At 37.3% G+C, this 13,918-nt stretch carries 9 protein-coding genes; all 9 read left to right on the top strand.

The window, feature by feature from the left end; all coding sequences use genetic code 11:
* Nucleotides 1–2,568: a hypothetical protein gene (locus Q0K96_RS03300; protein ID WP_297332586.1), complete on the top strand. Its 2,568-nt coding sequence runs from the start codon at nucleotides 1–3 to the stop codon at nucleotides 2,566–2,568.
* A gap of 12 nt (nucleotides 2,569–2,580) precedes the next feature.
* Nucleotides 2,581–3,327, top strand: a complete 747-nt coding sequence (locus tag Q0K96_RS03295; protein ID WP_297332585.1) for a hypothetical protein — start codon at nucleotides 2,581–2,583, stop codon at nucleotides 3,325–3,327.
* 10 nt (nucleotides 3,328–3,337) lie between these two features.
* The gene (locus tag Q0K96_RS03290; RefSeq protein WP_297332584.1) at nucleotides 3,338–5,170 is read left to right on the top strand and encodes a contractile injection system tape measure protein; all 1,833 of its coding nucleotides are present in this window, start codon (nucleotides 3,338–3,340) and stop codon (nucleotides 5,168–5,170) included.
* On the top strand, nucleotides 5,170–7,527 hold the full coding sequence (locus Q0K96_RS03285) for a polymorphic toxin type 28 domain-containing protein (RefSeq protein WP_297332583.1): 2,358 nt from the start codon (nucleotides 5,170–5,172) through the stop codon (nucleotides 7,525–7,527). Before Q0K96_RS03290 ends, Q0K96_RS03285 begins: the two co-directional genes overlap by 1 nt.
* Before the next feature lie 3 nt (nucleotides 7,528–7,530).
* On the top strand, nucleotides 7,531–8,064 hold the full coding sequence (locus Q0K96_RS03280; RefSeq protein ID WP_297332582.1) for a hypothetical protein: 534 nt from the start codon (nucleotides 7,531–7,533) through the stop codon (nucleotides 8,062–8,064).
* A 44-nt stretch (nucleotides 8,065–8,108) separates the two neighbouring features.
* Nucleotides 8,109–8,387 (top strand): DUF3630 family protein, encoded by a 279-nt coding sequence (locus Q0K96_RS03275; RefSeq protein ID WP_297332581.1) that lies wholly within the window; start codon nucleotides 8,109–8,111, stop codon nucleotides 8,385–8,387.
* A gap of 262 nt (nucleotides 8,388–8,649) precedes the next feature.
* A complete protein-coding gene (locus Q0K96_RS03270; RefSeq protein WP_297332580.1) occupies nucleotides 8,650–12,438 on the top strand; it encodes a hypothetical protein in 3,789 nt (1,262 codons plus the stop codon).
* A gap of 6 nt (nucleotides 12,439–12,444) precedes the next feature.
* On the top strand, nucleotides 12,445–13,185 hold the full coding sequence (locus Q0K96_RS03265) for a hypothetical protein (protein WP_297332579.1): 741 nt from the start codon (nucleotides 12,445–12,447) through the stop codon (nucleotides 13,183–13,185).
* A 183-nt stretch (nucleotides 13,186–13,368) separates the two neighbouring features.
* Nucleotides 13,369–13,918, top strand: a 550-nt coding sequence (locus Q0K96_RS03260; RefSeq protein ID WP_297332578.1) for a hypothetical protein, incomplete at its 3' end; no start/stop codon positions are given.

The following is a 13,918-nucleotide window of genomic DNA, read 5'->3' as shown; positions in this document are numbered from 1 at the left end:
ATGAAAGCATATAATAACACTAAATATCCCATTTTCGAGGCTGACCAGGTTTTAACCCAAAAGCATCTTAATACCATTGTCAGCTACCTTGAAGAACAGGACAGGCTTACACGTACGGGCGTTATAGGTGTGGGCACTATTTGCGGTATGGAGGTTACTTTTCCCGATTTTAACTCGGTAACCATAGGCTGCGGTACTGCGGTAACATCTATTGGTTTCCAGATAAACTGGGAAGAAAAGAATTTTAGTTTTTATAAAGATGTTGAGTTGCCCGAAACATTTTTACATCCTAATATAACTACCGAACCTTTTTTAAAGCCCGTATTTGACCAGGCTGCAAAATATACCCCGTTTAAAAACTGCCGTGAGCTTGTACATATTCCTGATTCAGACTCAGGCAAGCCGCTGCCGGACGGCGTAGCGGTAATACCAAATGCTAAGTTTTATAATGATAAAGTTATCATGATGCTGCTGGAGGTATCATTATCAGATGCCAAAAACTGTGTGGCTACAGATTGTGATGACAAAGGCAAAACACTCAACTTTACTGTAAGGCCGCTTTTGGTTGATTATAAAGATATAGAAGAGTCTTTCATAAACAAATACATAACAGGAACCCTGCAGCCACCGCTATATATAGAAAGGTTTAATGTACCGCAAACTAACCTTGTAACGGGGCAGCAGATACTTAACGCGCTTTATTCAATGGCCGGTAATGCTCTTGTTGACCGCATTACGCTCGCCATAAAATCATTATATAGCAATTTTAAAGATGAGTATGCCGATAGTATCAGTAATTTCATTTTCCTTGATAACCCGAGGCCAAAAATAGACGAGGTAGTAAAAAGCTACCGCACCTCTTTAGCTGTGCAGTATGTATACAGGTGGCTTAATGATATTGTAGATGCCTATAACGAAATATATTTTCTAGACGAAAAGCATTCTTTAAGAAACTGCTGCTCTGACAATGTGGTTAATATGTTCCCGCTACACGTGTTATTAGGGCGTGTAATCACGCAAAGGTCTTCTATACAGTATCCGGGGCAGTTATTACCGAGGCCGGATATCTCAAGGCGCTTTTTTCCTAATGAATATAACATATTAGATACCAACCAGGCCTTTATAACCCCGTGGCTTAAAGTTGCCGAAGAAGTACAGCTTGGCGAAAAGAACCGCCTGAGGCTACTGCTGGAAAGGCTTATCCTTTTAATAAATAACTTTACAGTACCTGCTAACTATGCTGATTTAGAGATTAAGGTAACACCTTCTAAATATGGCACTTATACACTTTCAGAAAAGTCAATCCCGTATTACTACAACAGGAATACGCTTGCAACACTTAACAAAGTCTGGAATCCTGAAAAAACAATTGAAGGATTAAATACATCCATTTTTAGCTACAATGCAAGTGTTTATACATCGCAGCAGCATATAACCAATCCGTTGCCTTACAATTTTGAGCCTTACAATTTTTTAAGGGTGGAAGGCCATATAGGCAAGCCGTATGACCAGGTGGTAACCACGCTAAATAATATAAAAAACAGCCAAAGGCTTGGCTTTAATATTATAGCTGTTAATGCCGTAGATTTAAATACTGGGTCATTGCGCATGAGCGATTATAAAGGCGACTGGGGCGAAATACAGTTAAGTTATGAAATTGTGAGCCGCAGGTGGGAGGATATTATTGGCAAATGCATAGAGTGGTTTGAGTATAACAACTGGTGGGTAAGAGGTTATATTACCAATGAATGGTTTGACAACCTGGTTAACAACATGAAACGCGCCCGTAGTATGACGTATAAACAATTTTCATCATTCCTGCCGCTATACCAGCAATTTATAGACCTTTATGAGAAAATTGAGGCCAAAGCTATTGAATGCCGCGATTTACTTTTTGAAGAGTTACTTGTATTAAGTGACCGCTTTAAAGAGTTTGATAATATGCCACGTATAACCCGTATAGAAGAAATTATAGACCATCTTGACGAGGTTATAATGGTTTGCAGCAAAGGCCAGTTCAGGGCGGTATATCAAAATGCAGAGCAGAAATGGAAATCGATAAGCCAGGCTATTACTTTTAAAACATTCCTTGACAAGAACCCGGGTATAGAATCTGCAGGAGGTGTAACCACTGGTGGTACATTACTATTAGTATATCAGGATAAATCGGCACAGGTTAACCCGATTGTAAGAGCAGAGCCTATAGATTTACCTGTACGTAGCGCAACGACCAAAAATGTAATATTTAGCCCTACAATACAAGATTATAGCAATAAGCTGAAAGCTTTTGCCGAAGCATCTTTAGACAGGAACAACTATCTGAGCCTTGCAGATTACATTGACAAATCTGTTTATTTGGGTTCGGTTAAAGACACTTCAACGATACCTGATAAGGTGGTTATTGCCGACTTTTTCCTGCCGTACCAGTGCTGTGGCGGTGGCGGAGACTCGCTCACTTTTATTGTAAACCCGGCTGATTTTGAGCCACCGGGGCCTGCCGATTTTGACAAGCCTGATTTTAAATCGCCCGATTTTTTTGCTAAAACAAATCCTTCTAACGAATCTTAACAGCAATCCATCATGACAAAGCAAGATGTTATTAACGAGATAAACAGGATATTAGACCAGTCATATACTACTGCCGAAACGGTAAGAGAGGTACTCAACACCTTACTGGACTACTCTGATGACGGAATAACCCAAAACAGCACTACTATTCAGGAGCTCGAAAGGGATATTGAAGACCAGTCCTCTCTGATAAACGGGCAACAGCAGGTACTTGACAATTATGGCGGGCAATTTGAAGGTATTAATGCTACGCTTCAAAACCATGAAGAGCGTATAATTGCGCTTGAAAACGAAGAGCAGAATTTATTATTCAGCTATTTTATAACAGATCCTTTGAGAGACCAGTCGGGCAATGTAGATTTATGGTACTCGTTCAGGGGAGTTGAAAATAAATATGCCAATTATACTTTTGTTATGAAGGCTCTAAAAGCAATACGCGGTGTAAATCCTGTTGATATTGTGTTTAATTTGAGGCAATCTGAATTAGTGCCGATATTAAAGAAAATAATGACCGACACGGTTAATTTATCATTTGTTGTTGCCATAAACAACCTGAGAGATACAGAAGGAAGGATGTTCAGTAAACTGGCTACGACAACTATAAATATGAGTAAGGATGAGTCAGCATTTTTTACACACAGGATATTCCCCTACAATATTATTGATCCGGACGGAAGCCAGGAAGAAATAATACTGGAGGAAGGAGATACCATTGAAACATCTATTATTATACACCGCCCTGCATTTAAGATTAATTAAATGATTATCAATGCACTTCATCAGGAAAATTTCTATAGACGCGCTAAGCAGTTGCGAAAAAACGGGGCGGCAGCTTAACGAAGAAATCAACACACTTATAACTGATGAGCTAACCCCGAAACTTGCGACGCTGTTAGATAAATATTCGGCTGATACTGTTGTTACCGCTATTGAAAGCATCAGTATCAGCCTACCTCCTATTTCCATCAAAAACTGGAAAAAAGAATTCGTATCAGGCTGCCTTGAACAAATTGAATCTTTTTTAGATAAACATTACACTGGTAAAGCATTACATACGGCTTCATCTGAAATAAGCCTTACAGTTTTTAATAGCCAGAGTATGACTGAAAAATATACGGCTGCACCTAATGATCACTTCTGGAAAGCTATTCTTCATTTTCTGCAAACAGGTATTATTGAAAATAAAGAAGTCCTTAAAATAATGCAGGAAAGCAATCTGTTTAAGGAAGAGATTCCAGAAAAGGTTGCAGAAGCTTTAAAAGACCTGCTGGCAAGCGATAACAACGCATTTGTAAGGCTCGTGCTTAACAGCCCTGTAAACTTTAAAAATGTAGTATTGACTAAACTAATACCTGATTATAAATACAACCCAGCAATTGAAGCAGTTTTAAAATCAGGAGGTATATCTTTTAATTCTGCGACAAGACAGTCCGGTTGGATAGCGATACTGTTATTAGAATTCTATTTTTTCAGGAGTGGAATAAGTATAGAAAGTAAGCGCCTGATGAAAATTACGGAATCTTATTTTAATGAAATAGCCCCAAAATTTTCGGAAGTTATAGCCCTGTTGATTGAAAATGAAAAACAGATAGTGAATAGCAAAGAATTTCTAATTTTTTTGGAGTTACAGACTCTACTTTCTCAAAAAAAACGAAGCAATTCCGGCACTCAAGTCTCACCTAAAGCTGAAACATCTGAATATGATATCAGTATCGATAATATAAATAGCAAAGAAGCAGATGCTGCGCTACAGGATTATACTGATAATGCTAACAACAGTAATTTACAAGAGGATAGTAATGCAGAAAATCCGGTTCTTCACACAAGTGATAAGCAATCTGGACCAGAAATAAATGTCAATATCTCCGATAATGTTGAAGATTTTGTTACAAAATCAGCAACGCTATTCCAAACAAAAGACAAACATGTTGATATTGCTGATGGTAAAAAAGGTGAACTTACTGAGAATGAAAGTACTTCAAAAAATAGCCATAACCAAAATAGTGACCATTATGATATTGCTGCCGATGATACTATTGCGAACAAAATAAAGCAACCTGAATCATCATTTGATAATACGCTAAAAGAAAATTACTTACCTGATACGGTATATATTAATAATGGTGGTTTGATTTTGCTTTTCCCCTTTCTAAGCTACCTGTTCCAAAATACGGGACTTACTATAGATAATAAATGGAAATCAGTACTTCATCAACAAAAAGCAGTGCTGCTTACGCAATATTGTGTTACAGGCAATACAGATTTCAGGGAAAATGATTTGTTGCTTAATAAACTGTTGTGCGGCTATGCGTTGTTTAGCGTTGTAGATACCACTATACAGTTATCTGACACAGATAAAGAGCAATGCCGGGAAATGCTGCAATCGGTTATACACTACTGGGAAGCGCTTAAAAACAGTTCTCCCGAAGCATTGCAGGAAACATTTTTACAGCGGGAGGCCAAGCTAAATCTTCATAATGAAGTGATAGAAATGTGGGTTGAAAATAAGGCTTTTGATATACTACTGCAACGGTTGCCGTGGAGTATAGCAATGGTAAAAACGGTGTGGATGGATAAAATGATTCAATGTAACTGGTACTGATGGATAAGCAAAACAAAGAGCGGCAAAATGTAAGCGCTGTTGCTGCAAAGGAGCCTTTTATAGATAATGTAAATAAGGCTGCCGATAAGGGCAAAGCCGTTCCTGCGCCCGCAGTACAAAAGGGTGTACCCAACAAATCGCTTCCTGTTAAAGGGCACTTGTTAACCACCAAAAAAGACGGAGGGCAGGACGATACTGTACAGTACATTACAATTGCAAAAGGGCAACAGTTTGAAGGTAAAATTATTGAGACCGATTATGAACTTAACCGTTTTGCAGAGGAGCAAATGGGGATTACAGTTCCGCGAAACTGGAATCCTAAATATTCAGATGAAGAGGTTAAGGGCATAGTTAGCACTGGTAAAATAATTGCCTACCGTTTTAACCTTAACGATGTTAATAAGGGTATGGAGCTACTGCCGCCCGAGAAAAAAGGCTTTATTGCAAACCTTGACGGGATGAATACCACTTTGCAAAAAGTAAGGATACTTGATTTATTAAGCCAGTTATCGGCAGCTGATATTGCAGATTACAAAAGTAAGACTAATGCTGAAAGCACAGATGCACTGGCCATTGAGGCGTCTTTAAGAGCTTATATTCAACAAAAAAATGAACGATTACAAGAACAATCACTGCTATCCTTACTTGCGGGTGAGTTAAAGGGCACAGATATGTTATCGCTATACAAGCAATATAAGGAATATAATACCGCTGCCCCTGTCAGTATTTCACCCTCCACCCTTGCACCGGCAAGCACAACCAGCTATAGGCAGGACCAGAAAAGGAAAGAAAAAAACAATCAGTTTCTTGAAAACCTTAAACAAAGTGGCTATACAGTTGAAACGTTCCGGCAACTGATAAATGATTATGAGCTTTCCTTCCGCCGCGAAACGCTATATTTGGCACAGGATGCGCTGCAAAAATACAGTCACATTTTATTTAAAGAACAAGAAAAAATAAATAATGATGCTATACTCAGCTCATTACTGCAGCAGATAAAACAATCGGGAGCCAAAGAAGCATATAAAAATGCTGATGCGGCAAAAAGTGCCTCTAATATAATTACTGATGAAAAGCCCATAGCTACTGAAACAGCATTTAAGTTGGAAATGCGGGCTAAGTCGGCTTCCGAAACTCAAAAGGGCAATGCAGCAATTAATGCTCTCTCAGGAGCTTTACCGCTGATTAAAGATAACGGCTTTGATAAAGAAGCATTCTCTAAAATTGAAAGTAAAGCTGCGCTCTCTGCTTTCCTTAATGAATATATAGCCGGGCAAAAACTAAATATTACAGAAACACTAAAAAGCCTTAATGAAGATGACGGACTTGCCATATATGCCTATCAGGATTTATTGCAATACTCTAAAGCGCAGCAGGGCATTCAGAAAGGCGATATACTCGATCTTATCATTACCGATAAAGAAAATAAAGAAAGTGCAAAGCACCTTGTAAGAAGCCTTGTTATAGGGGTTTTGGCAGTAGCACTCGGATTGCTTACTTTTGGTACAGGTACCATAGCCCTTTTAATTGCTGCGGGTAATTTTGCTTTGGGAGCATACCTGACTTATGAAGAAATTGATGCTTACCAGCAACAACTCGCGGCTTATAATGTAAACATAAGCAAAGATGAGCCGAAAGCAGTATGGGTAATATTATCTGTAGTAGGCACAGCGCTTGATTTAGCTGCCATAGGAAAGATTTCAAATAATCTGGTGAGGGCGGGTAATTCATTTACTAATGAGCAGAATTTTGTAAAAGTAGAAAAGGAATTAACCGAAGCAGGGTTAAATGAAAGTTTAAAGAAAAAAGTTTTACAAGCTTTAGATGAAGAAAATAAGGCAGCCACAACTGAAATTCCTATCGCAGAAAATCGGGTAATACCTGAAGAAAAAATAACCCATAAAAAGCTTAAAACCCAAGGTATCCCTGAAGAGCAGCTTAGTTATAAAGGCAGGGATATACCTCCGCTTACCTCTGCAGAACTGGCAAGGGTACTTGAGTGGCAGAATGTAAGGAATAAGTTTTTAAAAGATTGGAGAGAATTAGATTTTTTAGACTTCTCCCCCGAATTACATAATCGTATAAAAAAAGTTATAAATAGTATTAGAAAAAATTTAACACCAGATGATATTGCTGCCGTAATTAAAGAGATTCGTGGTGAAAAAATAATCAGTATTGACGGCATCCCATATAACCATTTACAAGAAAATATAGATGCTCAAAATAGTATAAAAAACGCTATAAAAGAACTAAAGAAAAGCTTAAATACAGATATTCCTAATTATAGAAAGTATCAAGCTCTGATTAGTGATTTAAGTAATTTAAAAGATAGGATGATTGAAATAATTAAAAGTTAAATAATGAACACAGAAATTATAAAACAGAAAATTAATGAAAATGAGAATGATGAAAACTTTCTGCATGATATTTTGATAGACTGCGGAAAGAATTTTACACTTACAAAGGCTGATAAAGAAAACCTAAAAGATACCATATATAGATTGTGCTCGCATTCCTCTTCAACAGTAAGATCAGCAGCAATACGGGTATTGTGTTTTTATTGGGGTATGACAGAATACAGAGAAACAGCTTTCAATATTTTTTCTAATGAACAGGAAGATGTGGAGACAAGATCTCATGGGCTTATGAGTTGGGCTAATACCTACAGAAATACAAATAACTATGAAATATTAGTAACATTAAAGAATATTTTAGCAGATACAAAAAATGATGAATATATTCGTGTTACTGCATATACAGGCTTTTTTAATGTCTCCCCCTTAGAACCTAAAGATTGGCCTGATTCTAATTTTGACTGGGACGATATTGAAGAAAAAATAAATTTATCCCTTATGAACGAAATATTGGAAAAGGCAAAGATTAAATATAATTGACTGTAAACAATAATCCTATACTTGCCTTAAAGTATAGCAATACTATGTTTCTTAAAATAGAGAATAAATTAATAACTTTAGATATAGTCACTCTAAATACTTATGAAGATATAGAATCAATTGGTAAATATCTAGAAAAGTATTTTGATGCAAAAGTGATTGAAAAATTAGATGGACCTGACGCAAGAGTTTGGATATATGAAATACAAAACATAAAGTTTAAACTACAACATAATTCATACGGTAATATCCTGTTTACCGCAATTTATGGTAAGCCTGTTATGGATATGATATATTCTGATTTGAAGAACAGACTGGCATAATCAGGTTTATTAACACAAATTAATTATGTGACTTTAAAATCTTGAGGAAATGTTGTAGTGTTATAATAGTCATTATATTCGATAAGTAGCACTTAGGATTTTAATTGTTATTACCAAAAAGTCCTAAAAATAAAATCAGCACTTTATTAACACTCTTTCATTTTAATAAAATCAGTATTTATACTGAATGTATATTTAGTTGGTGTTGTTTAATTTCAGCGGTTGTAAGTTAAGTAAACTTACCATTGGAAAACAGCACAATATGGAAACTACCCTTATAAGCGAAAAACCAAAGGCTACCACTACCGCTAAAGCCCAGCCAATAAAAGTAGAGGAAACGTCGTCTTTTTTTCCTGAAACTGTAAAACCTAAAAATAGTTTTAATACTCCTGCCCCGGTTTTGTCTGAGCAGGCAACTGAAGATGCTGTTATCTCGGAAATAGCTGAACCAAAAATAGCCGAACCAGAAATGGCTGAACCCGGCATTAAACCTGAAATTCTACCTTTAAGTAATGAGAAAGAAGATTTACAAACAGAAAATCCGGCAACAAGCGATAGTGTAGTAAATTCACCTTCTCCGGCACCTGCAGCAGTAGCTGCCACAAGTAATTCCGATGCCGGTTTACCTGTGGAAGCAGCTGTAGAAAAAGCTGAAGATAATATAGTTCCTGAGCAGGCAGGTGAAACAAATCTTGTTAACCAGGATACAGAATCAGGTAACGTAGAAAATGCTGAAGCTGCTGAGGAAGATAAAGAGCAGGACCCGAATGCTTTCCAGTTTATGGATCCTGCTACTACAGAGCAGGCCGTTCAGGAGAAACTGGAAAAAACCGGGACACTGGCAAAAGCAAGTGCCACTACAAAGTCTGCAGGCACTAAAATAAATGAAAGTATTAAGGCACAAAATACTCCCGTTGCCGAAGCCAAGGCAACATCGGGTGCCGCACAGGTTAATCAACTTGCTAAAAAACCGGTAGCACCAAAAAGTAAAGAACCCGGCAAGAAAGCCTTTGATGCCAAACTGAAGGCTGCTACCCCGCAAACCCTTGATGACCTGGATAAGTTTAAACAAAATAAACAGGCATCAACAATCTCAAAGTCATTATTACAGCAGGTGCAGGGCGATGTTGGCAGCGTAAAAGGAAGTTTCGGCAGTATTAAAAACGAACCTAAACCAGCACCAGCACCAGCCGGTACCCCTATACCGGCTGCAGAGCCTGCAAAAAGTGTGTCTAAAATAAACTTGTCAGGAGGCATATTGCCTGCAATACAACAAGAAAAACTGCAAACCCAGGAATACCTGCAACAGGCCGATTCAGATATAATTAAGGAAGGGATTACACAGGAGCAACTGGCAATGGTTGATTCGGGAGAACTTGCTGAAGCAGCTGCTCTTAAAGGTGAAATGGCTACGGAAGCTGCAGCACAGCCCGCAGCAGTAAACGAGGCTGTAACTACAGAGCAGACGGCGCTTAGTTCTTCACTAAATGAAGCCGAAACTGCAACGCGTACTGAGATGAACACAAAAAGGTCTCAGCAGCTAAAACAGACCGGTACGCAACAAACAAAAGCTAAATCTGATTTAGAGAAGAAGCGCGAGGAGGTTGCTAAAAATATTAATGACCGTTACACAGCCTGCCAGCAAAGCGTAACCAGAAAACTGGATAACCTTGAGCAAAATTCGTTACGTGACTTTGACGCCGGACAAAAAAGGGCTACAGCAGAATTTGAAGAACAGGTTGACCGTGATATTAAAGCATTTAAGCAAAGGCGTTATAGTGGTAAACTTGGTGACCTGAAGTGGGTAAAAGACTATTTCTTCGGGATTGATGATTTTCCTGAAGTTAAAAATGCCTTTAAAAATGCAAGGGAGGTTTATGTAAATAAAATTGACAACCTTATTGATAGCATTACCAAAAAAAATAATGAGGTTATAGAAGGCTGTAAAGCAGAGATTGCCACTACGCAAAAAGAGATTGACGATTATGTAAAAGGCCTCTCTCCTGCCCTGCAAAGTATTGGCAAGAAAGCCCAGAATGAGGTGGCTGCCAAACTAAAGGAACTGGGCAAAGAGGTTGAGGAGCGCAAAGAAAAACTGCAACAGCAACTGCTGGAAAAACGTAAGGCTGCGATGCAGGCTATCGACAAGAAGATAGCAGCCATGAAAAAGAAAATGCAGGGTGCGCTGGCTACTTTTGGCGATCTTATTGCCGATGCCGCACGCAAGTTCTTCAAATGGGCACTCAGCCTTTTGGGTATTGATGCCGAAGGCTTTATGGCTACGCTTCAAAAAGCTGGAGAAGCAATCGGGCTGATTTTTAAAGACCCGGGTAAGTTCTTCAGTAATCTTGTAGCAGCAGTAAAAGGCAGTATTGATGATTTTAAAGCTAACTTTAAGGAATATCTTACGGGCAGTCTGTTCGACTGGCTTACGGGTGCATTGGGCGCGGTAGTAACCCTGCCACAGAAATGGGACCTGAAAGGTATAATTTCTGTAGTGTTACAGCTTGCCGGTATCAGCTGGCAGTTTATCCGCAAGCAGTTGGTAAAAGTGTTTGGCGAGGAGAAAGTGGCATATGCCGAAGCAAACCTGAAAGAAGTTAAGGAGGTGGTTCAGAAATTTATGACTGAAGGCGTAGCCGGGCTTTGGGACTGGATTAAAGACCAGGCAGAGATGCTTATGACCACGGTTGTAGATGGTATAAAAGACTGGCTGCTTACGCGTATGGTTATCGGTTTTGCAGAATGGATTGCCGGGTTATTGATTCCAGGTGGTGCGATTGTAAAACTGATACAGGGTATTTATAAGCTCGTCATGTTCTTTGTGGACAATATCCAGCGTATTATCAGGTGGGTTGGCGCAGTACTGGATTCTTTAGGCAGCATTGCAGCGGGGGCAATACCAAGCGCCATTACTTTTATTGTGGATGCCATGAAAACCATCATCCCTGTTATCCTTGATTTTTTTGCCAAGCTCCTTAACATCAGCGGTATTGTAAATGCGGTGCAGGATATCATTGCAAAGGTAACAGCACCTATCCATAAGGCTATCGATAAGTTTGTGGCATGGATTAGCAAGCTGATGGAGAAGGTGTTGAAGAGGTTTAAGGGCGGTAAGCAGGAGAAAACCACGCAAAAGGAAAATCAGGAAGGCGATCGTAAAAATGCAACAAAAGAAAAACTTGATGATACTGAAGTTGGAAAATTAGTGCACTTTAAAGCTGGATCTGAAGACCATAAATTGTGGATTCATCAAAATGGAAATAACTTTGATTTAATGGTAGCAAGCCATGACCCTAGTCCTGTTATTAGAAGGCTTGCTGAATGGCGAAAAATAGATTTGAGGGATAAAGAAGGTAAAAATCAAAATAATATTAATTTAGCTGAAAATATATATAAAAGTATTATTAATAATTCATTAATAACAAAGAAAAAAATAGATGAAGCCAAAATTAAAAATGATGAGAATAGTATAAAACAAGCTGAACAAGCCGATAATAAAGTTGAAAGTGAAGAAGAAAAACTTTCAAAGGTAATGGCACAATTGTTTGTTATTTTTGAAGATGAGAAAATATTTGACGCAGCAACTATAGCCGAAGCGCATGGTAAATTCCAAAAGATTACAAACAATGCAAATAATTATGTAGGGAATAATTTAACAAATTTATTTAATGAAAGATACTTAACAGATAGAGAAATTAAGGCTGCTAAAGATAAAAGAGTTTCAAATGAAGGAATCTGGATGTATTTTGCTAATTATGGAAAAGCTGTAGAAAGGCGGGCAGACTTTTTAGTTTCACAATCTCAAGATTTTAGTACGATAAGGCAAAATACCAATAATCCAGATTTTGCAGGAAAAAAGGGAAGCAAATATGAGGGTCTAGTATTTGACATTACAACAAGTAATCAAAATACCATTGATGCACATGTGGGAAGAACTAGAGATAAGAAAAAAAGTGATAATTACAAAGACGTTATAATCACAATATATACTAGGAAGGTAAATAATGCCATTCTTATAACTGAAATCGACAAAAATATTAAAGATTAAAAATTTATGAATGAATACAAAAATGAAATATTCGAATATTTAGAATTTGGTAGTGAAGCGATAATTCAAAATCTTTCTTTTAATAAATGTACATTTTACGATTGTAGATTATCTTTTAGAAGAAACTCTGCACCAGAAGAAAGAACATTATTAGAAAATTTAATTTTTACCAACTGTACTTTTAATGCTCGTGGTTGTTCGCAAAGCAAAATATATTTAAAAAATATCCATCTCGAAAACATTAAATCTCCTAATGACCTTTTAAGAATTACTAGTACTATTTTCAATAAGGTTAAACTAAAAGGAAAATTTGATCGCATCTCATTAAGCAGTAATTATGATGGGATGGTATATGTAGATGAAGATGATCAGATAGTTGATGTGAATGAAAATGAAGTATTAATTCTAAATCAATATACTGAAAATGAGTATAAAAATATTGAATGGGCTCTTGATATAAGTGAAGCTGAATTTAAGGAGTGTGACGTTCATGCTAGTATTCCGGCAAACCTCATAAAGAGAAATCCAGAAACTCAGCTATTACTGAAATATGATAAAGTAGTTAATAGTAAGTGGAAAAATATTCCTAATATACAAAATTCCTTTACAGAGTTTTTTTGTCAAATTGTGTTGAAAGCAAAAAAAGATAGGGTCATTGTGGCTTCTGTAAGAAATAAGAAAGATTTCGAAAAAGAGTTGGAGGCAATAAAAATACTACGTGAAGAGGGTATTGGAGAATTAGATTAAAAATCAGCTTTTTAGCTGATTTTTTTATTTATACCCTCATAAAATTATTAATAGGTTTGTGGCGTGGATTAGCAAGCTGATGGAGAAGTTGTTGAAGATGTTAAGGGTGGTAAGCATGAGAAAGAGCCAAAAGCATCTGAACAACCTCAAAAAGAAGCAAAAGAGACTAGTACCACTGCTGCAATGCAGAAAGATTTGTATAAAGGTGTTGAAGAAGGAACCAATTACCTAAAAGCCAAACAGAATATAAATAAGAAAGATGCTGATAAACATTTAGGCACTATTAAATCGAAATATTCGCTAAAAGAACTTAAACTTGTACTAGATAAAAATAATGAAAATGGCAAAGATTTAGTCCATGTTCACGGTGAGGTAAATCCTGTGAAAGAAGGCAAAGGTTTTGAAGTTGAGTTGGACGAGGCAGATGTACCAGAAACAAAAATAACTTACTCTCCGTATCATAATGTGGCTGATCCATTAACAAGTAAAAGAAGTAACGGAACTTCTGCAAAAGATATTCCTGGTTGGAAGCATGCACAACTATTAAATACAAAATTTAATGTTTGGAGAAAAGGTCACATGATTAGTATGCTGTTAGGTGGCCGCGGCGACATTAGCAACCTCTCTATTATTACAGAAAAAACGAATGGTGAAATGGAAAGAGGTCCAGAAAGATATGCGAAAAATGAAACAACAGAATCGAGAAAAGGAATATTATCTTATGATGTAAAGT

It is taken from the genome of Flavobacterium sp. (assembly GCF_024305175.1).
Lineage (GTDB): Bacteria > Bacteroidota > Bacteroidia > Flavobacteriales > Flavobacteriaceae > Flavobacterium.
Note: the sequence above shows the minus strand (reverse complement) of the source record. Positions and strands in the feature narration are given on the sequence as shown.